15 protein-coding genes are annotated in these 21,887 nt (G+C 67.5%); 10 read left to right on the top strand and 5 right to left on the bottom strand.

Annotated features, from left to right (window positions below; translation table 11 throughout):
* Positions 1-20 precede the first annotated feature (20 nt).
* Complete coding sequence (locus tag P12x_RS24775; RefSeq protein WP_435007691.1) at positions 21-1,109, bottom strand: aminopeptidase; 1,089 nt, start codon at positions 1,107-1,109, stop codon at positions 21-23.
* A gap of 166 nt (positions 1,110-1,275) precedes the next feature.
* The gene (locus tag P12x_RS24770; protein WP_435007690.1) at positions 1,276-3,681 is read right to left on the bottom strand and encodes a protein kinase domain-containing protein; all 2,406 of its coding nucleotides are present in this window, start codon (positions 3,679-3,681) and stop codon (positions 1,276-1,278) included.
* A gap of 277 nt (positions 3,682-3,958) precedes the next feature.
* Between P12x_RS24770 and P12x_RS24765 the strand changes: the two genes are divergently transcribed.
* On the top strand, positions 3,959-4,963 hold the full coding sequence (locus tag P12x_RS24765; protein WP_435007689.1) for a hypothetical protein: 1,005 nt from the start codon (positions 3,959-3,961) through the stop codon (positions 4,961-4,963).
* On the top strand, positions 4,960-6,000 hold the full coding sequence (locus P12x_RS24760; protein ID WP_435007688.1) for a M48 family metalloprotease: 1,041 nt from the start codon (positions 4,960-4,962) through the stop codon (positions 5,998-6,000). The genes P12x_RS24765 and P12x_RS24760 overlap by 4 nt, the downstream gene beginning before the upstream one ends.
* On the opposite strand, the gene P12x_RS24755 is transcribed toward P12x_RS24760, so the two are convergent.
* The gene (locus P12x_RS24755; protein ID WP_435007687.1) at positions 5,972-7,546 is read right to left on the bottom strand and encodes an FHA domain-containing protein; all 1,575 of its coding nucleotides are present in this window, start codon (positions 7,544-7,546) and stop codon (positions 5,972-5,974) included. The two genes, P12x_RS24760 and P12x_RS24755, sit on opposite strands and share 29 nt — an antisense overlap.
* A gap of 311 nt (positions 7,547-7,857) precedes the next feature.
* Between P12x_RS24755 and P12x_RS24750 the strand changes: the two genes are divergently transcribed.
* From P12x_RS24750 to P12x_RS24725, 6 genes are all read left to right on the top strand, one after another.
* Positions 7,858-9,759: a M20/M25/M40 family metallo-hydrolase gene (locus tag P12x_RS24750; RefSeq protein ID WP_435007686.1), complete on the top strand. Its 1,902-nt coding sequence runs from the start codon at positions 7,858-7,860 to the stop codon at positions 9,757-9,759.
* Between the two features lie 32 nt (positions 9,760-9,791).
* A complete protein-coding gene (locus P12x_RS24745) occupies positions 9,792-10,910 on the top strand; it encodes a hypothetical protein (RefSeq protein WP_435007685.1) in 1,119 nt (372 codons plus the stop codon).
* Entirely contained in the window at positions 10,907-12,013 is a 1,107-nt protein-coding gene (locus P12x_RS24740) for an ABC transporter ATP-binding protein (RefSeq protein ID WP_435007684.1), read from the top strand. Before P12x_RS24745 ends, P12x_RS24740 begins: the two co-directional genes overlap by 4 nt.
* A gap of 288 nt (positions 12,014-12,301) precedes the next feature.
* A complete protein-coding gene (locus tag P12x_RS24735) occupies positions 12,302-15,142 on the top strand; it encodes a protein kinase domain-containing protein (RefSeq protein WP_435007683.1) in 2,841 nt (946 codons plus the stop codon).
* A 127-nt stretch (positions 15,143-15,269) separates the two neighbouring features.
* Positions 15,270-15,878, top strand: a complete 609-nt coding sequence (locus tag P12x_RS24730; RefSeq protein ID WP_435007682.1) for an RNA polymerase sigma factor — start codon at positions 15,270-15,272, stop codon at positions 15,876-15,878.
* Positions 15,879-15,883: 5 nt separating this feature from the next.
* Positions 15,884-18,313, top strand: a complete 2,430-nt coding sequence (locus P12x_RS24725; RefSeq protein ID WP_435007681.1) for a protein kinase domain-containing protein — start codon at positions 15,884-15,886, stop codon at positions 18,311-18,313.
* A 20-nt stretch (positions 18,314-18,333) separates the two neighbouring features.
* Here the strand turns inward: P12x_RS24725 and P12x_RS24720 are convergent, their stop codons facing one another.
* Both P12x_RS24720 and P12x_RS24715 read right to left on the bottom strand, forming a co-directional pair.
* A complete protein-coding gene (locus P12x_RS24720; RefSeq protein WP_435007680.1) occupies positions 18,334-19,137 on the bottom strand; it encodes an endonuclease/exonuclease/phosphatase family protein in 804 nt (267 codons plus the stop codon).
* Between the two features lie 53 nt (positions 19,138-19,190).
* Positions 19,191-19,637, bottom strand: a complete 447-nt coding sequence (locus P12x_RS24715) for a beta-lactamase hydrolase domain-containing protein (RefSeq protein WP_435007679.1) — start codon at positions 19,635-19,637, stop codon at positions 19,191-19,193.
* Between the two features lie 177 nt (positions 19,638-19,814).
* Here P12x_RS24715 and P12x_RS24710 point away from each other — a divergent pair, with 177 nt between their 5' ends.
* A complete protein-coding gene (locus P12x_RS24710) occupies positions 19,815-20,474 on the top strand; it encodes a TetR/AcrR family transcriptional regulator (protein ID WP_435007678.1) in 660 nt (219 codons plus the stop codon).
* Complete coding sequence (locus P12x_RS24705; RefSeq protein WP_435007677.1) at positions 20,471-21,790, top strand: efflux RND transporter periplasmic adaptor subunit; 1,320 nt, start codon at positions 20,471-20,473, stop codon at positions 21,788-21,790. The genes P12x_RS24710 and P12x_RS24705 overlap by 4 nt, the downstream gene beginning before the upstream one ends.
* Positions 21,791-21,887 lie beyond the last annotated feature (97 nt).

Raw genomic sequence — 21,887 nt, 5'->3', positions numbered from 1 at the left:
GATCTCGTGAGTTCAGAAGGTCAGCCGACGAGCCATCGCCCGTCTTCCATCACCAGTCGCCCGTCGGCGGTGACTCGACCGCCCCGTCTGAGGTCGACGATCAGGTCCCAGTGGAGCGCGGAGGTGTTGGTACCGCCGGTCTCCGGATAGCTGTTGCCCAGGGCCAGATGGACCGTCCCGCCGATCTTCTCATCGAAGAGGATCGACCCCGTAATGCGGTCGATCCCGGCGTTCAGCCCGATGCCGAGCTCGCCGAGCCGCCGGGCTCCGGGATCGAGATCGAGCATCGAGAGCAGGTAATCTTCCCCCTCGTCGGCGCGGGCCGAGACGACCTTCCCCCCCTCGAATTCCAGGGCGATCCCGACCAGTTCCCGCCCCGACCGGCAGACCGGGAAGCTGCACCGGAGCTTGCCCCGGACGCTCTCCTCGACCGGCCCGGTGAAGATCTCGCCCGAGGGCATGTTGCGCCGACCATCGGAGTTGATCCAGGTCCGGCCCGCCACCGAGAGGGTCAGGTCGGTCCCCTCCCCCTCGATCCGGACCTCGGAGACGCCCGTCATGTAATCGACCAGGCCCGCCTGGCGTTGCCCCAGCGCCTTCCAGGCCGCGACCGGGTCGTCGCGATCCAGGAACATGGCCGAGGCGACGTAGGCATCATAATCTGCCCGAGCCATCCCGGCGTCGGCGGCATAGGCGGCGGTCGGGTACTGGGTCAGGACCCACCGCTTCTTGCCGGCCAGCTCGCGAAGCGGAGCGCGAGCCCGATCAACGCTCGCCTGCCGCTGCGGATCGATCCCTCGCATCGAGCGGGTATCGGACTCGGCCGAGATCCGGATCCGGCCATCGCAGACCTCGGCCTCGCGGACCGAGACCGGCGAGAGGTGGGCGAGCTGGTCGACACTGGCATTGGCGAGGAAGAACTCGCTGAGCCCCGGTAACTCGACCCGGACGATCGGGTGAGCCCCCCGACGGACTACCTCGCGGTAGCAGGCCTCGACCAGCGGACGGGCCTCCAGCTCGGAGGCGATCAGGATCGTCTCGCCGGGCTCGACCCGGAGGCAGTAGTCGACCAGGAGCGTGGCCCATCGGCCGATCAAATCGTCGGTCATCGCGCGAGAGTCCCGGTCGGTCGGGAAGTCCGTAAGAATTCAAAGGTAACGCGAGGGTCGTCCCGATGCAATCCCCTCGCATCGATCGACTTCGAGGGTATCACCACGCTCGAAATCGTCGAGGGTATGCCCCGCTCGACCTCCCGGGCGCCCGGGAGGTCACGGGTCATCGAGGGAAATTGTCGACGCCGAACGACCTTCGTCTCATCTGTTCTTGCTGTTGAGTTTGATACTTGTTGATTTCCGCGGCTTGCCTGGCCACGGCCTGCATCCCCAGATTGATGACGGCGTCCTGGTTCTGGGCGATGGCCCGCTTGAAATCGAGACGCACGCTGGCCAGGTACGACGCGTCCAGGCGCTTGCGCCATTCTTCGCCCCGACCGAATGTCGGTTTCGCTTCGGTTGGAGTGACGAGTTCGACCTCGAAGGCCTTGTTCCAGTGCCTGTCGGAGACGGCCTTGGGGGACAACCGACTGTAGAGTTCGATGTGTTCGGCGACGGCGATGTAGAGGCTCGGTCGGCTCGAGTCCCGGACGATCCTGAGATCGGCGATGGCCGCGTGAAATTTGGCCGAGGGATCGAGCCGCCGCATCGCGGAACGGAGATTGCTGGCGACCTCTTCCGTCGCGACGATCGGGAGCGGGGAGTCGGATGGGCGCGCCTTCTTGCTGAACATCAGCGTCCGGAGGACGGAAAGAGTCAGGTAAGGTCCCGAGCGGCCCTCGATTCGGTTGCCGATCCAGAGCAATTCGGTCGGGAAGACCAGGCGTCCGAGATGTTTTTCGGGCTCCCTGGCCACGTCATCGAGGGTGAGGTTGGTGATCAGGGAATGATCCTCGGGCTCGGGTGGCGGCCCGGACTCGATCACATTTCCGACTTCGGCGTCCTGATCCGGCTTTTCCTCGATCGGTTGGTCGGGCATGGTCGCGACCGATTCCGGGGCCGTAGGTTCCGGTTCGGCCGGGATCGAGGGAGGTTCGGCGACCCTGAGGACCGGGGCAACCTCGACGGGAGCCGGGGACGGCTCGGGGTCGACGACCGCCGACGGAATGGCCTTCGGTGGCGGGGTCGCCGGATCGAGCCGGCCAGGCCTCGGTTCCTTGGCCGGGTCGAGCCGGGCGACGGCTCGCTCGGGGTTGGGAACGAAGGCGAAGTATCCGGCCGAGATCACCACGATACAAGCGATGGCGCCCGCGATCATCGGGATGAGCCGGGACTTCGAGTTCCTCGGGGTGGCGGGAGACAGGAGAAGTGACTCGAGCTTGACCGTGGCGGCCATGGGCGCGAGATCCTCCTCCATTGAGGAGACCAGGACGGTCCCGGCGACCCGACCTTGGCCCGGGATTGCGGAGACCTTGACCGTGCCGGCGGCTCGGCCCGGTCGGCTGTCGAGATTCGTCCCGACCTGGACGGTTCGGGCTACCCTGGGGGATTCGATTTTTTGGGTCGCGGGGCCCATCGCGATCACGGTCCCGGGGGCGGATCGGTCGGCCTCGTCATCGACGCGAAGCCCGAGCCCTTCGTTGGCAAACCGAAGCGGGGCCTTGCAGGCCGGGCAGGCGGTCTTCCGTCCCCTGGCGCGTTCGGGCGCGGCGAGGACCGCCGAGGGGATCGCGAAGTCCTTGGTGCAGGCCGGACATCGGATCCGACCGGGGGGCGGTTCAGCGACGAGCTTTTGTTCCGGCGAGGCCATCGAGGATGCGACCCGCACCATCGCAGCGGCGAAATCGGAGCAGGAGTCGAACCGGCGTGCGGGGTCCTTGGCGAGCCCCCGCAGGATCAGTCGCTTCAATTCGTCCGATCCGGGACCTCGCAGCTCGTTCGGCGGTGGCGGTTCCTGGTTGGCCTGGCGGACGAGGATCGCCGTCGCGGCTTCTCCCTCGAACGGCTTCCGGCCGCAGAGCATCTCGTAGGCGGTCACCGCGAGGGCGTACTGGTCGACCCGCCCGTCGAATTTCGATCCCATGACCAGTTCGGGGGCCATGTACTCGGGGGTCCCCAGGACCATCCCGGCCCCGGTGAGCCCCGCGCCTCGACCGGACGAGGCCTCGACCGCGCCGAGGACCTTGGCGACGCCGAAATCGCCGAGGAACGGGTGGCCCTGGCCATCGAAGAGGATATTCGCCGGCTTGACGTCCCGGTGGATGTACCCCTCGCGGTGGATGTAATCGAGCGCCGAGGCCACGCCCGGGAGCCATCCGGCCAGAGAACCCGGCGGTGCCGGGGCGGGTCTCCCGGCGGGTCCGATGGGCCGCCGCTCGTCCAGGTCGCCCCCGGGGAGGTACTGCATGACGGCGAAGGGCAGGCCTTCGTTCTCCCCCACGTCGCTTACCTTGACGATCTGGGGGTGCGAGAGCCGGACCAGCGAACGGATCTCGCGAGCGAACCGAGCGGCGAAATCGGGCTGCTCCAGCATCGAGCCTCGTGGGACCTTGACCACGACATCCGCCTCGATGTTCCGATCCCAGGCCTTGTAGACGAACCCCATCCCCCCTTCGCCGAGCTTCGATGTCACCCGATATCGGCCGGCGGAGAGCGTCAGTCCAACCCAATCGATTCGGGGGATGGTCATGAGGTTCTCCGGGTCGGAGGATCGGGGCGGGTACACCACGGCACGGCACAAGGTTCGATCTTATATCATTCATCACGAATGGTATCGCAGATTGGCCGCCCCGGAAACGCGATTTCGGGAGAATCTCGGCCCGTTTCCCGCTCCCGGGACGGCCGCCCAGGCTGGACTCGCCCCTTCCCCGGACTTGGGCCGAACGGATAAAATGATGGAGTCTTTTTCGATGTCAGCGGAAGCAAGGCCCGCCGATGGGTCCCACCCCTGAGTCAAGGAGCGAGAGATGCGTCGAGTCGGCCTGTGCTGCCTGATCGCCTGGGGCTTGACCGGTCCGGTCGCCCATGCCCAGGTCATCTTCCCCGGCTCGACACCGCAGGGGGACTATCTCCGCGGGCTCGGCATCGCCGCGTCGGGCTTCGGCGACCTCTACATGGGCATGGGCATCGGGATGGGCCAGTATAACCTCCTCACGGCCCAGGCCGAGTCGATCAACGCCGATACCGCCATCAAGGTCGATACCTACGTCAACATGGTCCTCCGCCAGGGGCGGGATAATTATCAGTTGATCAACCGACTTGAGCAGGAAAAGCTGAAGGCGAATTACGAGGCGATCCGCAGGCGAATCCGCGAGAATCCGAATGAGGTCGACCTCATGAGCGGGAGCACCTTGAACGTGCTCTTGGAGCAGCTCAACGACCCGCTGGTCCACCCCTCCTCCTACCGGGCCTTCAAGGTGGACCTCCCGGTCGAGAAGGTCCGCAAGATCCCCTTCAAGCTCGACGAGAAGGGGTTGAGATTCTCGTTCCAGAGGTTGACTCCCAAGGGGAGATCGAAGTGGCCGGTCGCCCTCCAGGACCCCCGATACGATGGAGGGCGCAAGGCGTTCGAACGGGCGGTCGACACGGCCCTCGAACAGATGATCGAAGGCCGGATGACCGCCTCGGCCCTCCAGGATTACTCCGACGCGGTGAGGATCCTCGAACGAGAGCTCGACGAACAGTTCGGGGCGAGTCGCGAGCCTCATTACAACGAGGCGAAGCGCCGACTCGATGAGATGGCGAATGTCGCCAAGATCCTCAAGACCCACAAGATGCAGAGCGTCCTGGCGGAACTCGATCATTACTCGGGGACGACCCTGGACGACCTCCGGCTCTTCATGCAGGCGCATAACCTGAGGTTCGGGGTGCCCGATACCGACGAGGAGCGTCGGATGTACCCCGAACTGCACGCCGGGCTGAGCGAGATGCGCGATCGGGTCAAGGATCAGGGGCGGGAGTTCGAAAAGTGAGCCGACTGGCCACCCTGTCCCCCGGCCAGTGGGGGGTTGCGGCCATCCTGGGCCTCGTCTATGTCGGGGCGTCGGCGTGGCTGATCCATGGCGAGGGGGAGTCATATAGGAACACCCTCCTCGCCAGCCGAACCGCGATCGATCCGCCCGCCGAGGCCGCCCCGGGGCCTGAGCCGGTACACCCCGAACCAGTACAGCCCGAGCCGCCCGCCCCGAAGCCGCCGGAGCCCGTCGAGCCGCCCCCCGCACCGCCCGAGGACACCAGGCCGACACCGGCACCGGTCGTCGCCCGGCCTGCCGACCCGCCCCCCGCACCGATCCTCGACCCGTTCTGGGAACTACCCGCGCAGAAGACGGTCTGGGATCTCGACCACCTCACGATCGAGGACGAACGTCGGCTGGGTGCGGCGCTCCACGAGATGATCCTACACGATCACAAGCCACTGGTCGTCGGCCCACTCCCGGCGCGAGTCGAGGCCGCGGCCGAGCCGTTCCTGGACGCCCTGAGCCGGAAGGATCTGAAGTACACCTTCACCGTGCTCGACTGCGGCGAATCGAATACCTTCTCGTTCCCCGGCGGCTACATCTACGTCTGCCGGGGGATTTTCGACTGGATCACCGAGGACGAGGACTATGCCCTGGGCTTCCTCCTCGGGCACGAGATGGCCCACGTCGACCTCAAGCACGCCGTGAACTGCCTCCGCGACCCCGAGGTGAAGAAGCTGGACTCCGGGACCGTCCCCCTCTTCTATTCGCTCCTGATCCCGTGGGGATATAAGCCGGAACAAGATCTAGACGCCGACCGATGGGCCTGGATGGCGATGACCCGCGACGGTCATTCGCGGCGCGAGATCCTTGCGTACCTGCGGAAGCTGGAAGACTTCGCGAAAAAGAACGGCTTCGAAAACGTCCGGAAGCGACCGTTCGAGGACAAGGACATCGCCCCGATCGACAATCACCTGCGGGCCCACCCCATCCCGAGGGAACGGCTGAAGGCGCTGGAGAAGCTCATGAATCCCGTGACGAAGGGCGGGTGAGGAACACGACCGAGACCGAGAGCCCGACCAGCATCGTCCCCAACGCCAGGACGTCCGCCCTCGGCCCCATCCGGGTGGTCTCGGCCGGGAAGTAGGGCTGGGCCAGATCGTTCGGGCCGGCTCGCTCGGTTTCCATCAGGAGCAGCCCCTCGAAGGCCCAGCGCGAAGGGCTCGCGCTCGCCACCGTCCAGGCCCAGGGGAAGTTCCGGGGGAGCGTCCGGGGACCGCCCCCGAAGAGCCAGAACGCGGCGAGGGCCACCGGCAAGGCGGCCCACGACAGGTCCCTCCGAGGGGCGAGCGCGACGATCAGGAGCCCCAGAGCCGCCCCGACCAGCGAGGCCAGGACCAGGAATCCGATCGAGGCCATCCCGGGACCTCGGAGACCCGCCACTCGCGACACGATCGCCCAGGCGAGCAGGCACTGCCCGACGCAGACCAGGGCCAGGACCCCGAGGCGGGCCGGGAACGCGGTTTCGCCCGTCGATCCGGGCCCGAGATTTTCCAGGATCACCGCATCGCTGAGGCCGAACCAGGTGGCCGCCAGGCCCAGCCCGAAGACCAGGCCCGCGACGGCCTCGGGTGTCGAGAACCCTCCGCCGACCGCCCCCAGGATCAACAACGCCGCGACCGGGCCCTGGAGCAGCAGGGCCGACGGCAGGACGATCGGCCACGGAGCACGTGCAGGGGCCGGGCTTGTCGAGGCGGAGACCGGGGTCTCGATCGTGGCCCGGGGGATCGGCTCGATCACGGTCCGGGCCGAGCGCGAAGGAGCCGATGCGGGGACGGGTGCGATCCGCATCATGTACAGGCCCAGACCGATCACGTCCCCCGGCTCGACGGTCGTGGGCGACTCGATCCGCCGACCGTTGACGAAGGTCCCGTTCGAGGAGTTCAGGTCCTCAATGGTGACTCGACCGCCGGCTCGCGAGAGTCGGGCATGCCGACCGGAGACCGAGGGCTCATCGACGACCTTGCCGCATTCCGGGGCCCGTCCGATGATGAGATCCGCGCCCCCCGGTGTCAGGACCCGACCAACCGAGGGGTCCACTTTGCCCAGGATCGACGCCCCCGAGATTGGCGCGGTCCCCAGGTAAACCGTGTCGGATGAGGTCACGACCGCCCGCTCGGCCTTCCGATCGGGGGAATTGAGCGCCGTCCCGTTCGAGGAGTTGAGGTCCTCGATCACCGCCTCGCCCGGCTTCCCCGACCAGATGACGCGGGCGTGATGGCCGGAGACCGTCGGCAGGTTCACGACCAGATCGTTGTCCGGTTCCCGTCCGATCGTGAGCACCACCGGCCCGAGGTCGGCCGGTTCGGGAGGCCAGGGCATCGGCAGGTCCGGGCCGATCGTGATGGTGTCGGCCCGCGAGACCAGGATCGCGCCGGTGATCCGGACCCGATGGACGAATGTCCCGGAGGCCGATCCCAGATCTTCCAGGATCGCCCCCCCGGGGCCGATCGTCAATCGGGCGTGGCGATCCGAAGCGGGGGGCGGCATGACTAGGTCGGAAGTAGGATGCGAGCCGATCGTCCAGGACTTCGACATGATCGCGGGGCTCCTCGGACCGAGGCCGTGGCGTCGTTTCATTCCGGAAAGGATGGGCCCCATTCTCGCGGGCAACCGAGGACGGAGCAACGATTTCAGGGGCGATCCTCGGTCGATCGTCGATCGAAGGATTGGCCTTGTCGGGGCCTGGTCATCGCCCCTGGACGAGCCGAGCGGCGTCGCCCTGCATCCGCCCCACTCGAACGCTTGACGGACGCTCGTCGGTGCCCGAGAATTAATCGGCCGAGAGTTCCCCGGGGACCCGCCCCTAAGAGCGACGCCGCCCCGTCCGACATCGAAGGATTGACCGCATGGCACTCCGCTTTCCCGTCCGAATGGCTCGCCCCGCGCTTTCCTTTGCGGCCCTGGGCCTGATTGCCGCCGTGGCCTGGGGAGACGTCACCTACGTCAGCCCGAGCATGGCAAGGCTGAAGGAAGACGTCGGATTCCTGGCCGCCGACGCCCAGGAGGGACGGTCGCCGGGTTCCAAGGGGATCGAGGCGTCGGCCGAGTATATCGCGGCGGCATTCAAGGCGGCCGGGCTCAAGCCCGCCCCGGGGCTCGACGATTATTTCCAGGACTTCTCGATCAAGGGGGACGCCAAGCTCGACGGACCGGCCTCGATCGCGTTCCAGGGGCCGGATGCGAAGGAGATCGTCCCCCTTCGGGCCAGCTTCGAGCCGCTTGCCATCGGATCGAGCGCGAAGCTGGACGGTGTGCCGATCGTCTTCGCCGGCTACGGGATCACCGCGAAGGACGAGTCGAAGAATCTGGACTACGACGACTATGCCGGGATCGACGTCAAGGGGAAGGCCGTCCTGCTGATCCGCCGCGAGCCGCAGCTCGAAGACGACAATAGCCCCTTCGCGGGCAAGCAGACGACCCTCTTCGCCACCTTCAACCACAAGGCGACAAACGCCTTCCAGCACGGGGCCTCGGCCGTCCTGCTGGTCAATGACAAGGCGGGCCTGAAGGACAACCCCGATCAACTCCTCACCCTGAACGGAGCCGGAGCGAACGAGAACTCGCCGATCCCGGTCGTGATGCTCAAGCGAGAGGAGGCCGACAAACTCCTGGCCGCCGCGGGCCAGCCCGGCCTCGAGGAGCTGGAGAAGCAGATCGACGGCGACCTCAAGCCCCGGTCGAGGGCCCTGGAAGGCTGGGGGCTCTCGGCCTCGATCACGATCGAGCGGAGGGGCGTCGAGACCCGCAACGTCATCGGGGTCCTGGAAGGCGAGGGGCCGCTGGCCGACGAGACGATCGTGGTCGGGGGGCACTATGACCACCTGGGCCACGGCGGGATGACCTCGGGCTCGCTGGCGATCTTCTCGAAGGACATCCACAACGGGGCCGACGACAACGCCTCGGGCACGGCGATGGTCCTGGAACTGGCCCGTCGGCTCGGTCGACGGTCGGACCCCCTGCCCCGCCGGATCGTCTTCATGGCGTTCTCGGGGGAGGAGAAGGGGTTGCTCGGGTCGCGGTATTACGTCGAGCATCCGCTGATCCCGCTCGACAAGACGGTGATGATGATCAACTTCGACATGGTCGGCAGGCTCAACGACAAGTCCGAGCTGACCATCGTGGGGACCGGCAGCACGCCGGGGATCGAGGAGATTGTCGACTCGCTGGGGAATGCCGCCGGGTTCAAGGTCAAGAAGGTCAAGGGGATGTCGGACGGGTTCGGCGGTAGCGACCACGAGTCGTTCTATCTCAAGAATGTGCCGATCCTCTTCCCCTTCACCGGCCTTCACGCCGACTACCACCGCCCGAGCGACGACACCGATCGGATCAACTTCGCCGGGATGGCCCGGGTTGCCGACCTGGGCGAGATCATCTTGCTCGATATCGCCCGACGCCCCAGCCGGCCCGAGTTCACCAAGTCGGTCGAGCAGCCCAAGGACCCCCACGGGGGGAACGTCGACCCCGGTCGGATCGGGATGGGCGCCTATCTGGGGACCGTCCCCGACTACGGCGCGGAAGACAAGGGCGTGAAGCTCTCGGCTGTCCGGGAGGGGAGCCCTGCCGAGAAGGGCGGGATCAAGGGAGGCGATGTCATCGTCGGTTTCGCCGGCAAGCCAATCGCCACCATCTACGACTACACCGACAGCCTCGGTCGGGCCAAGCCGGGCGACAAGGTCGACGTAGTTGTGATGCGCGACGGCAAGGAAGTGACCCTCAAAATCACCCTCGGCAGTCGGCCTGGGCAATGACGTTTCTGGAGATCGCTCGACCCCTGTTGACCATGCCCGTTCGCGCGGATGCCGACCGGAGTTCGAGCGACCTCGTCGACCGATCGGGTTGGAGGATCGTCCTGTGGGCCGTCCTCTGCCTCCCGATCGGCGGCTGTCTCCCGAGCGGGACCGACGCCCTGGTGATCGCGACCACCTGGCCCCGTGAAATCCGGGCCAACCTGGAGACGTCCTATCGCCGGGAGACCGGCGACACGCTCCCGATCCTCTGGATCGGCCTCGGGCCGGGCGAGCGTGCTTCGAGCGTGCTCGACCGTCGAGGGGGTGTTGATCTGATCGTGGGAGACTCGATCGCCGAGGCGGGACGGTTAGCCCGGTCGGGACTCCTGACCCACATCGGACCTTCGGACCCGGTCCCCTGGCGGGTCGTCCGACAGCTTGCTCCGGCGAGCGACGGGGGGCCACCCGAGGGATCGACCGGGACGAGCGACCCGAGGGACGACCCCAGGACCCTCTCCCGGGCCAGGTCACTCCTGGATCGCGAAGGCTGGCCCGCCGGCTACGAGACGCTCGTCCGCGAGGCGGCCGGTATCCTCGATCCCTCGGCGGGTTCTGTAGGGTCGGGGCTCCGAGAGGCGATCGCCCTCCCGATCGTCGGAAAGAACCCGGAACGGGCCCGACGATTCCTGGCCCTCCTGGATGGGGAAGCAATGCCGACCGATCCGGAGATCCAATCCCTGGCCGAAGGACTCCTGGCCGATCTCCTGGGAGCGGCCCTGGTCGATGCTCGCGAGGAACTCCGGGACGCCGAGGCCGCCCTCCGGCGATTCGGCCATCCCGCGAGGGCCGAGTCCGCGCTCGGGCGGCGTCCTCCGTGGCCTCCCGCTTCGGTCGCCAAGCTCCAGGCGAGCCCCCAGGGAGGCCCGCTCCTGGAAACCCTGGCCGAGCAGATCGCACCCGACCCCGAGGTCCGCGCCTGGCTCGAGGAAAGCTGGTCTCGCCCTTCCCGGCCGATCGACGGGGCCTTGCTCGTGGAGTTGGCCGGTGCCTCGGAGGGGCGACTGGCCCGAGAGCCCCGATTCCGGGCCTGGCTCCGGGGCGAGTGGACCGCCTGGACCCGGCAGCTCTATCGCAGGGTCGCGCGAGTGGCCGGGGGATACGCCCCCTCATGATCCGGGTCGTCCTCGAAAATCTGGTCAAGCGATTCGACGGCGTGGCGGTCGTCGACGGGGCTTCCATGGAAGTCCGACCCGGCGAGTTGACCTTCCTGCTCGGCCCTTCCGGGGCGGGCAAGACCACGCTGGCTCGCCTGGTCGCCGGCCTGGAATCCCCGGATGACGGGGAGGTCTATTTCGACGGCCAGCTCGTCCAGGACCAGCCAGCCCAGGCCCGGCGAGTGGGCCTCCTGTTCCAGGACGACGCGCTCTGGCCCCACCTGACCGTGGCCGAGAACGTCGGCTATCCGCTCAAGATCCAGGGACTCTCCCGCAAGGACCGCAAGGCCCGGGTGGACGAGGCCCTCGGTTCCGCCCGGCTCGACACCCTGGCCGGCAAGCGGCCCGAGGCCCTTTCCGGCCTCCAGCGGCAGCGCGTCTCGTTGGCGAGAGCCCTGATCCTGGATCCCCAGCTCCTGATCCTGGACGACCCGACCGGCGGGCTCGACGATCGAGTCCGGGGCGAGTTTCGAGACGAGATCCGCCGTGTCGTCACCCAGGCGGAGATCACCACCCTGATACTAACCTCCGACCCCCGCGAGGCGCTGAGCCTGGCGGATCAACTGGCGGTGATGGATCTCGGGCGGATCGTCCAGTCGGGACCGCCGTCGGAGGTCTACAACGCGCCTTCCGACGCTTTCGTGGCCCGATTCCTCGGCCTGGTGAACCTGATCCAGGGGCAGGTCGAGTCGACCGACCCCCGGGGAGATCAGGTGGTCCGGACCCCGCTGGGCCGGCTGGTCGGACGGGCCAGGGATGGGGCCATCCCCCCCGGCTCTCCGGTGACGGTCGCGATCCGACCCGAGGCGTTGGAGTTCGGCCCGAACGCCCCGGCCGACGCCAACCGGTTCGTCGCGACGGTCGAACGGCTGGTCTTCCTCGGTCAGGTCCGCCAGATCCACCTCCGGACGGCCAATGATTGGCCGGTCGTCTCGCTGGCCCTCCAGTCGAGGTCGGAGTTCCTCCGAGAAGGCCAGGGCCTGACCGTCCACGTCACACCCGACCATGTGGTGATCCTGCCCACGAAGTACGCCCCGCCCGCTGGCCCCGGCGTAAGCTGAACCATCGACCCTCCCCGGCTCGATGGATCTCGGCTTGAGCTTTGTTGATTAACGGTGTTATCCAACTTGCCCCGCCACGTTCCGGGTGTTCTACTGATACTTGAGGAGAATTTCCGGACCCCCCCGTCACCGCTTCGGAAGTCCCATCGTAGGGTGAAAAGGGCGAGGTCGCCCCGATTGCTCGCTCGCAGAGGGCCACTCCGACCGAGTCGGGAGGATCCGGCTAATTAGCTCAAGGTCGTCCCGTGTGGCTCTTGGAGAGATCCGAGGCCAGATCGGTGGGGGATCATGAATTCGCACGACGATCGCCCCGATACCGAGAAAGCCCCGCGAGCCGTCGAGCCGGACCCGACCGCCGAAGACTCGCTGATGACCCGAGTGGGCTCGGTACCCTTGCCGATCGAGATGGATTTCTCGGAGACCCTCTCTCACACCGGCCGCCGGACCCAGCATTTCGCCCAGCCGTGCGGGGACGGGCCGGCGGGCGAGCAGACCCGATTCGGCGAGTACGAGATCGTCCGTCGGATCGCCAAGGGGGGGATGGGGTTCGTCTACGAGGCGAGGCACGTCAAGCTCGGGCTGCCGGTCGCCCTCAAGATGATCGGCGCCGGGGACGCCGCCACCGAGGCCGACGTCCAGCGATTCCTGATCGAGGCCCAGGCGGTCGCGAAGCTCCATAAGCATCCCAATATCGTCAAGATCTATAGCATCTCGGAGGAGTGTGGACAGCACTTCTTCGCGATGCAATTGATCCGCGGCGGCAGCCTGAGGGAGCGGATGGCCGACTACGCGGCCGATCCCCGACTGGCGGCCGAGCTGATGCTACGCGTGGCCGACGCGATCGCCCATGCCCATCGCCGAGGGGTCTTGCATCGGGACCTCAAGCCGGACAACATCCTGATCGACGAGGAGGGGGCGCCCTACGTCACCGACTTCGGGCTGGCCAAGCGAGTCGACCCGACCGATGATGCCTCGATGACGATCGGCCCCGATCCGGTCACCAAAGGCTTCCGGTCGCGATCGAACGGCCCGGGATCGTCGGAGCCCGAGCGTTCGAAGGGATCGACTCGGGGGTTCGACAGCAGCCAGGACGCGGAGGGCTCGATCCTGGGCACGCCGTCCTTCATGCCTCCGGAGCAGGCCCAGGGGCGGCTGAAGGACATCTCGACCCTCTCCGACGTCTACAGCCTGGGGGCCACCCTGTTCGCGATGCTCTGCAAACGCCCCCCCTTCCTGGGGCCCGGGGTCCAGAACGTCCTGAATCAGGTCATCTCCGAGCGGCCGCCCTCGCCGCAGTCGCTGAACCCGAAGGTCGACCGCGACCTGGATGCCATCTGCCTGAAGTGCCTGGAGAAGTCCCCCCAGGATCGCTACGAGTCGGCCGAGGCCTTCGGTCGAGACCTCCACCGTTGGCTGGACGGCAAGCCGGTCCACGCCCGCCCGGTTACGCTCCCCGAGAAGATCAGGAAGTGGTCGTGCCGGGAGCCCTTGCAGGCGAAGATGGCCGCGGTGGGCTTGATCTTGCTGGTCCTGGGCGTCGGGACGGCGGTCTCGACCGTCCTCAGCCGCCTTCAACTCCGCCACGAGCGGTCGGCCAAACTGATCGCCGAACGAGATCGGAAGCTCGCGGTTCAGAAGGCCGAGATGGCCCGGGCCGGATCCACCCTGACCTTGAGGACCGCGGGAGAGGCGGTCGAGCGGCTGATCGATGCCTTCGAGTCCGAACTCGGGGCCGAGGCCAATCAGCAGGCCCTGAGGATGAGGATCCTCGGGGTGGCGCTTCGCTATTTCGAAAAGGTCGTCCGAGATAACCAGGGGAAGCCCGACGACGATAGCTCGGGACGACTCGCGCTGGCCGAGGCCCATCAACAGGTCGCCAAGCTCGCGGGCAAGATGGGGGCCAACCGGAATCGCGACGTGATCGAGAATTACGAGGCTGCCATCCGGATCCTCGAAGGAGTCGCCAGGCCGCAGAGCGTCGGCGGAGAGGAGCCTCCCGTCGAGGTCCTGGCCCAGCTCGGCAACACCTACGTCGAATACGGGATTATCAAGGCGGCCCGTGGCGACTCCGAGCAGGCCCTGGCGCTCTACGCGAAAGCCCGCGACGTCTATCGGCGGGCCTGCCTGCCCTGCGTCCAGCACGACGGGGCGCGAGACGGCTGCAAGGGGGACATCGCGGTTCGCTCGGGGCTGGGTCGAAGCTGGGGCTACGCCGGTGATATGCACGAACTCGCCGGTCGGATCGCCGAGGCTCGCGAGGCCTACGTCGCCTCGCACAAGATCCGGACGAAGCTCTACGAGGATTTCAAGGATGATCCGCAGATCGAACCGGGCACGGCCTTTCAACTCGCCTTCCAGCTCGCCCGGAGCTTCGGCAACCTCGCCGCCCTCGACCGGCATCGAGGAGAGCTGAACCTCGCCATCCTCAAGGAGCAGAAGGCCGTCGAGCTGCAAGAATCGCTCCTGGCGACCTCAACCAATGACCTGGAGCGTCGGCAGACGCGCGAGGACATGGCCTATTACCTCCGGAAGGCCGCCCGGTTCCGCCTGGAGAATGGCGAGCCCGAGAAGGCGATCGTGGAAGCGAAGCGGGCTCTCGCGCAGGACACGGCCTTGATCGAGGATAAGCCCGGCGTGACGTCTTACCGGATCGAGGAGGCCGCCGCCCAGCTCGTCCTGGCCGAGGTCCTGATCCGGCAGGAGAAGTTCTCCGAGGCGACCGAGGCCTGCGCGCAAGCCGAGAATCTCCTGGAGAGTGCCCGCGACTTCGGCGATGTCCTCGAATACAAGCTGGCCCAAACCCGTTGGAACACCGCAATCGGGAAGATTGCCCTTCACGAGGGGCGGCTCGACGACGCCCGAGAACCCCTCACCCGGGCGAGGCTGAACCTCCATGAGCTGATCGAGGCCGATCGCCACCACGACGAATACCACAGCGACCACGCCGAGGTCCTGGCCCTGCTGGCCGAGGTCCAACGCGACTCCGACCCCGCGATTGCCGGCGAGCACTTCCGAGACGCCCTCGAGGAACAGCAGGAGTTGATGGCCGAGGGTCGAGAAGGTGCGAGAATCAAGCTGTATCAGTCCCGCCTCAAATGGCTCAAGGCGATGCAGTCCCGTTTCCCTTGACGCTCCTCGTGGAATTCTCGGCCGGTGGCCGCTTGCCAAACCGGATCGGCGATGATTAACCTGAGGGCCGGTGTCGGAGACACGTCGGTTCGTCGGAGGAATGCGAACCCGGGAAGGAGACCGTGGCATGATGGTCGGCGATGCGCTCAGGGACGAGACGACCGCGGCGGGCGACGATATTCGGGGGTTCCTGACCCGGATCCACGCCGGTGACCAGGACGCGGCTCGCGACCTCCTGATGAGGTATGAGGCCGAGGTCCGGCTGGTGGTCCGCCGCCAGTTGCCCAGGATGCTCCGGTCGAGGTTCGACTCGGTCGACTTCCTCCAGAGCGTCTGGGGGAGCTTCTTCCACCGGGTCCGGACGGTCCCCACCGAATTCGAAGACGGGCGGCATCTTGTCGCCTTCCTGGCCCGAGCCGCGAAGAACAAGGTGATCGACGAGTTCCGCAAGGCCGGCAGCCAGAAGCAGGACATGCGCCGCGAGGAGCCGATCTGGTCCGACGGGGATAAGCCCCGCGAACTCCCGGGGGCCCTGGAGACCGCCAGTCAGGTGGCCGAGGCCCGCGAGGCGTTCGACCAGCTCCGCAATCTCGTCCCCGAGGAAAGGCGTTCCATCCTGGAGCTGAAGGCGGAGGGCTTGTCGTCCAGGGAAATCGGCGACCGGCTCGGGATCAGCGAGCGGACCGTCCAGCGCGTGCTGGAGGAATTGCGGCGCCGGGTCTTCACCGAGGGATGACCCAGATGGGCTCGATCGCCCGATCGGGGACCTGGGACGAGGCGTCGTCCCCGGCCGCGACACGGCTTGCTCGCCGCTTCGAAGACGCCTGGCGCGGCTCGACACGCCACCGACGACCCGATCCCGGCGACTTCCTCCCCGAAGGACCCGGGGCCACGCCAGCCGCGTGGCTCGCCCTACTCCGCGCCGACCTCAACCTGAGGTGGGACTCCGGCGAGACGGTCCGCGTCGAGGAATATCGCGACCGCCACCCCGACCTCGACGCCGAGACGATGGTCGCGCTCTGCTACGAGGAATTTTGCCGACGCGAGGAAGACGGCGCGGCCCCTTTTCCGGCCGAGTACGACGAACGATTCCCCGAGCTGGCCGATCGGCTCCGGCGGGTCTTCGACATCCACGAACTCGTCGGCAACGCGGCGTCGACCGACCTGCACGTCCCCGGTCCCGAGGCGGTCCCCTTCCCCGAAGTCGGCCAGACGATCGCCGGGTTTTTCCTGGTCGAGGAACTGGGCCGGGGGTCGTTCGCCCGGGTCTTCCTGGCCAAGGAGCGTCAACTCGCCGATCGACCGGTGGCCTTGAAGGTCGCCCGGACCGGCTCTCGCGAGCCCCAGACCCTGGCGAGGCTCCAGCACACCCACATCGTCCCGGTCCACTCGTACCGGATCGATCCGGCGACCGACCTGCACCTGCTCTGCATGCCCTACTTCGGGCGAGTCACCCTGTCCCGGCTCCTGGCCGACCCCAAGGCCCGGACCGCCCCGACGGGCGCCGAACTTCTGGAGGTGCTCGACCGGCTCGACCCCTCGGAGGCCAAGGCTGGGGGATCCTCGGCCCGGACCACCCTGGCCGAACTGCCGTTCGCCCGGGCGATCGCCTGGTGGGGAGCCCGGCTCGCCGAGGCGCTGGGCCACGCGCACGATCGGGGGGTCCTCCACCGGGACATCAAGCCGTCCAACGTCCTGGTGACCGGCGACGCGCTGCCGATGCTCCTGGATTTCAACCTGGCACGCGAGCCCTGGGACGAACGCAACGCCCTGGCCACCGACCACCTGGGCGGGACGGTCGCCTACATGGCCCCCGAACATCTCGAAGCCCTCTCGACCAGCCAGGGGGAGATTGTCGATTCTCGCGCCGACATCTTCTCGCTCGGGGTCCTGCTCTACGAGGCCCTGACCGGCTCTCGACCGTTCCCGGCGCCCTCGTCGGCCTCGACGGTCGACGAGGCCCTCCACCGGGCGGCCCAGGATCGTCGAGCCTCCCCCCCTCGACTCCGGGATGAACATCCCGAGATCCCCGAGGCTCTCGAACGGGTGATCCGCCGGTGCCTCGAACCCGATCCCGCCCGGAGATTCCCGAACGCGGCCGAACTGGCGGCCGATCTCCAGGCCGTGGCCGAGGACGCCCCCCTCCGGTGGACTCGCGAGCCCCTCACGATCCGTTTCGTCCGCCGGATTCGCCGGTCCTGGAAGCGGCTGGCCCTGGTCATGGCCGTCACCGCAGGGGCCGCGACCATGCTGACCTGGGCGATCCGCGAGGAACGTGAAGGGGCCCGGATCGCCGAGGACGCCGAGGCACTGCTGATCGAGGGCAAGGACGCCCGGGCCCGCGAGAGCTTCCTCATCGCCCTGGCCAAGTTCGAGGAGGTGGCTCGCACGACCGCCCCGAAGGCCGAGATGGAAGATCTCCACCGGGAGGCCCGTCGCGAACATGCGGTCGCCCGGGAGGCCCTCCAGGCTCGCGCCGAGGCCGACGCCCTCTCCTCCATGACCGACTCGCTCCGGTTTCGCCTGATCCGGAAAGACACGCCTCCGGCCGAGGTCGCCCCCGAGATCGAGCAGGCCCTCTCGAAGTTCCGGGTCTGCTCCGACGACCGATGGGCCTCCGATCCCAAGCTGGCCTGGCTGGACACGCCGAGGAAGTCACGCCTGATCCGCGACGTCGACGAGATCCTGTTCCTCCAGGCCGTCGCGATCGACCCGAGTTCAGGCCCCTCGGCCCGAGAGGGGATCCGGCTCTGCGACCGGGCCCTGGCGTTCACGCATGCTCCCGGCCCCTGGCGGGCACTCCGGGCCAGGTTCGACGAGTCCCCCGCCCCGCCGATCAGCGACGACCCCCGGACCGAGTCGTCGGCCCTGGTCGCCTACGAGTGGGCGGTCCTCCGCGATCTCGAAGGGCGGGCCGATTCCTCGACGGCCTGGCTCGACCGTGCGACCCTGCTCGACCCCGGGCGGGCCTGGTATCACTACCACCTGGCGACCATCCTGGTCCGATCGGACCGCGCCAAGGAATCCATCCGCCACTTCGAGGCGGCCATCGCGATCGAGCCGAACTCGAAGGTGTTCCGGATCGACCGGGCCCGAGCCTTCCGCTCGATCGGCGAATGGGCCCGAGCCCGGGATGACGAGGATCGAGCCGCCTTGATCGGAGATCGGTAGCGATCTCCGATCGAGGCCGATCAATCGATCCATTCGAGGACGACCAGGAGCGGCCGGTGGTCCGAGGCCACCGCTTCATCAAGGACCCGGCACTCGATCACCTTCCAGCGCGAGGCGGGTCGAACCAGGACATAATCGATCTGGCGGGTCGGTTTCGCGACGGGGAAGGTCGGCAAGGGCTCGGGGTTGGCTCGTTTCCAGTTGGTCTGGAACGCCCCCAGGACCCGACTTTCGGGCAGGGCGTTGAGATCGCCGACCAGCAGCGTCGGGAGGTCGGGGGCTTCGGCGGCCATCTGCTCGATCGACTTGACCGAGTCCAGCCGCTCCTTGTCGTCGGGGCGCGAGTCGAGGTGCGTGGCGATCAGGCGGATCGGCGACTTACCCTCGGGAGTCGTCAGGTCGACGGCGAGAGCCCCTCGCTGTTCGCCGACGTAGTTCGAGGGGAGCGGGACATTCTTGTGACCTTTCACCGGCCAGCGGCTCAGGACCGCGTTCCCGTACTCGCCCCCTTGATAGGGAATATTCCGCTCGAAGATCGAGGTCATACCGGTCAGCCGGCCGAGTTCGGCGGGCTCGTCGAGGCCCTCGCTCCGCTTGACGCCCCGGTCGACCTCCTGGAGGGAGACGAGGTCGGGCTCGACCGACCGGATCACCCCGGCGATTCGCCCCAGGTCGAGTTTGCCGTCGACCCCCTCTCCGTGGTGGATATTGTAGCTGAGGACCCGGATCCTCCGGGGTTCGTCGGCCAGGGCCGAGCCGCAGGCTCCCGCGATCCAGGCCAGGGTCAGGGCGTAAATCGGCCAGGCCAGCTTCGTTCGTCGCATCTCGGACCTCGTCGGGGTTTCGTCTCGATCGTGGGGTCGACCGGCAGGCGCGATCAGCCCGCTCGGTGGTCGTCGAGGTAGTTCTCGACGATGGACCGGAGGCCGCCGTCGACCTCCAGGCCGAGCCCTCGACCCCTGGCCGCGGCCTCGGCCGCCGACCAGCCGTGGACCTTGGCCTGGTGGATCAGCACCAGCGCGGCGGCCCGGCCCCCCTTCCGGCAGTGGACCATCACCTTCTCCTGCCCCTCGATGAAGTCGGAGACCGCGTGGACTCCCGCCTCGGTCAGCGGGCTCCCGCCCACCCCGACGTGCAGGTAGTTCAGGCCGAGCGCCCGGACCTCTTGCCCCTCGGCCTCGATCCCCAGGGGCTGATCGGGCTCTCCGTCGTTCCTCAGGTTGACGATGCCCGTATATCCCTCGGCCTTCAGGCGGGCCAGATCCTCGACGGTCGGCTGGTCGCCGATGCTGACCTTGGGCGTGATCGCTCGCTCGAAAAACATCCGGTAGCTCCCTCGGGATCGTTGGTGCGGTGCCTCGCAGGCCCCAGGTTCGAGGCTAACCCAAATCCCGACGGCTCGCCAACCGCTCAGAGTCACATCTGCGGATTTCACCTTGACGAATCTGAGGGTTTGCTCATAATACCTACCGTTCGGTATAGGGAGGAATCTGGGTTGCCCATGGGATCGAAACCGGCCGATGCGACGACCGAGCTGACGGCCTTGCGATCGTCGGGCGAGATGGCCTCGCATATCGCGCGGGTGGCGGCCCGATTGTTCGCCGACCGGGGTTACGACGCGACGTCGGTCCGCGAGATCGTCGAGGCGGCGGGAGTGACCAAGCCGACGCTCTATTACCACTTCGGGAGCAAGCGGGGGCTGGTCGAGGCGCTGATGATCAAACCGATGTCGGGGTTCATCCCGACCTTGCAGGATCTGGTCGCGCGGGAACCGGACCCGGTCCGGATCCTCCGCGAGATCTTCGCCTCGCAGGTCGCGTTCTTGACCGAGGAGCCGGACCGGAGCCGGTTCCTCTACGCGATCTGCTTCGGTCCCCAGAATTCCAGTCTCCAGGAAGAGATGCATCGGTTCGGCGAGGCGATGGACGGGGTGACCGAGGGCTGTGCCCGTCGACTGGCGGAGTCGGGCCTGGTCGAGCGGGGGCGCGTCGCCTCGTGTGCCCAGGCCATGCGGGGCCTGCTGATGTCGGCGACGCTCGACCACTTGCTTCTCGGTCGGCCCCTCGAAGCGAACCTGGCGGATCGGCTCGTGGTCGACTTGCTGGAAGGCTTCGGGGTCTCGGGGTCCTCGATCGTCAAGGAACGGGAGAACGAAGGATGAACGGTCTGAGGCGGGCCATCGTGCCAATCTTGCTCCTCGCGGCCGTGCCGCTGGGTTGCCAGTCGAAGGAGGCCGAGAAGGTCGAGGCCGATGCGGCCCCGAAGCCGGTCCCGGTGACCGTCGCCGATGTCGAGATGAGGCCGATCGAGCGGCTCGTCGACGCCGTGGGTACGCTCAAGGGCTGGGACGAGGTCACCGTCGGGGCCAAGAGAGTCGGTCGGGTCTTCAAGGTCGAGCATGATATCGGCGACCACGTCAAGCCGGGCGAGCTCCTGGTCCAGTTCGAGACCATCGACGCCGATCTGGCGATCGAACAGGCCGAGAAGCAGCTCCTGGCCGAATTGGCCAAGATCGGCGTGATCCTCAAGGAGGTCCCGACCACCACACCGTCGGTGGACGAGCTGGACGTGACCAAGCTCCCTTCGGTCCAGCGGCTCCAGGTCGCCCTGGAGAGGGCCCAGTTGAACCTGACCCGCGAGCGCAACCTGATGAACAAGGGGGCGGGAATGCGGGAGAATCTCCAGAATACCGAGGCCGACGTGAAAGCGGCCGAGGCCGCGCTGGATGACGGGATCCTCGCCGCCCGATCGACCATCATGGCGGCCCTGGCGGCCAAGGTCGGGCTTGATGTCCGTCGACAGGCCCGGGTCGACCTGGAGATCCGGGCTCCCCAGCCCTCGCAGCCTCCCTTCGGCCTGAAGGTCCCGCTGACCTACGCGGTCACAAAGCGTTCGGTCTCCGAGGGGCAGATGATCCGCGAGGGGGATCCGGCCTACGAACTGGTGATCGAGAATCCGCTCCGTCTCTGGATGAACCTCCCGGAGCGACATGCCGCCGACGTCGAGATCGGCCAGGATATTCGGGTCACGGTCTCCTCGTACCCCGGCCGGACGTTCCCCGGCAAGGTCAGCCGGCTCAATCCGAGGGTCGACTCCACCAGCCGGACCTTCCAGGTCGAGGCGGCGGTGCCGAACGACGAGGGGCTGCTCCGCCCCGGCGGCTTCGCCAAGGCCGAGATCGTGACCGACCGGAACGCCAACGCGATCATCGTCCCGCTCGACGCGATCGTCCGCTACGCGGGGGTGACCAAGCTGTTCCTGGTCGGCGACGACAAGAAGGCCCACTCCCTCCCCGTCGAGACCGGGAAGGAAGGACCGGGCTGGGTCGAGTTGATCGGGACGCTCCCCGAGAAGGCCCGGGTCGTCACCACGGGCCAGTCGCAACTGGCCGACGACACCCCTGTTCTCGTCCGGACCCCCGAGGCCCCGCCCACCACCAAGCCCCCCGTCGAGGCCGAGGCCGGGACCGGGGGCTGACGTCCCCTTCGACGAATCGCGGCCGACGATCGCCCCCATCTCGCTCGTACGTTTCTCCTCAGATCAGCGCTCATTTCCTACCGTCCCGAGGGACCGT

It is taken from the genome of Tundrisphaera lichenicola, from assembly GCF_051175385.1.
In the GTDB taxonomy this organism is placed as follows: domain Bacteria; phylum Planctomycetota; class Planctomycetia; order Isosphaerales; family Isosphaeraceae; genus Tundrisphaera; species Tundrisphaera lichenicola.
This window is presented reverse-complemented; position numbering and strand designations above follow the sequence as displayed.

What these genes read in the sequence shown, in the direction of transcription:
- P12x_RS24775 (WP_435007691.1), bottom strand. Translation starts at nt 1,109, where the DNA reads ATGACCGACGATTTGATCGGCCGATGGGCCACGCTCCTGGTCGACTAC.
- P12x_RS24750 (WP_435007686.1), top strand. Translation starts at nt 7,858, where the DNA reads ATGGCACTCCGCTTTCCCGTCCGAATGGCTCGCCCCGCGCTTTCCTTT.
- P12x_RS24735 (WP_435007683.1), top strand. Translation starts at nt 12,302, where the DNA reads ATGAATTCGCACGACGATCGCCCCGATACCGAGAAAGCCCCGCGAGCC.
- P12x_RS24740 (WP_435007684.1), top strand. Translation starts at nt 10,907, where the DNA reads ATGATCCGGGTCGTCCTCGAAAATCTGGTCAAGCGATTCGACGGCGTG.
- P12x_RS24745 (WP_435007685.1), top strand. Translation starts at nt 9,792, where the DNA reads ATGCCCGTTCGCGCGGATGCCGACCGGAGTTCGAGCGACCTCGTCGAC.
- P12x_RS24755 (WP_435007687.1), bottom strand. Translation starts at nt 7,546, where the DNA reads ATGTCGAAGTCCTGGACGATCGGCTCGCATCCTACTTCCGACCTAGTC.
- P12x_RS24705 (WP_435007677.1), top strand. Translation starts at nt 20,471, where the DNA reads ATGAACGGTCTGAGGCGGGCCATCGTGCCAATCTTGCTCCTCGCGGCC.
- P12x_RS24770 (WP_435007690.1), bottom strand. Translation starts at nt 3,681, where the DNA reads ATGACCATCCCCCGAATCGATTGGGTTGGACTGACGCTCTCCGCCGGC.
- P12x_RS24765 (WP_435007689.1), top strand. Translation starts at nt 3,959, where the DNA reads ATGCGTCGAGTCGGCCTGTGCTGCCTGATCGCCTGGGGCTTGACCGGT.
- P12x_RS24710 (WP_435007678.1), top strand. Translation starts at nt 19,815, where the DNA reads ATGGGATCGAAACCGGCCGATGCGACGACCGAGCTGACGGCCTTGCGA.
- P12x_RS24715 (WP_435007679.1), bottom strand. Translation starts at nt 19,637, where the DNA reads ATGTTTTTCGAGCGAGCGATCACGCCCAAGGTCAGCATCGGCGACCAG.
- P12x_RS24720 (WP_435007680.1), bottom strand. Translation starts at nt 19,137, where the DNA reads ATGCGACGAACGAAGCTGGCCTGGCCGATTTACGCCCTGACCCTGGCC.
- P12x_RS24725 (WP_435007681.1), top strand. Translation starts at nt 15,884, where the DNA reads ATGGGCTCGATCGCCCGATCGGGGACCTGGGACGAGGCGTCGTCCCCG.
- P12x_RS24730 (WP_435007682.1), top strand. Translation starts at nt 15,270, where the DNA reads ATGATGGTCGGCGATGCGCTCAGGGACGAGACGACCGCGGCGGGCGAC.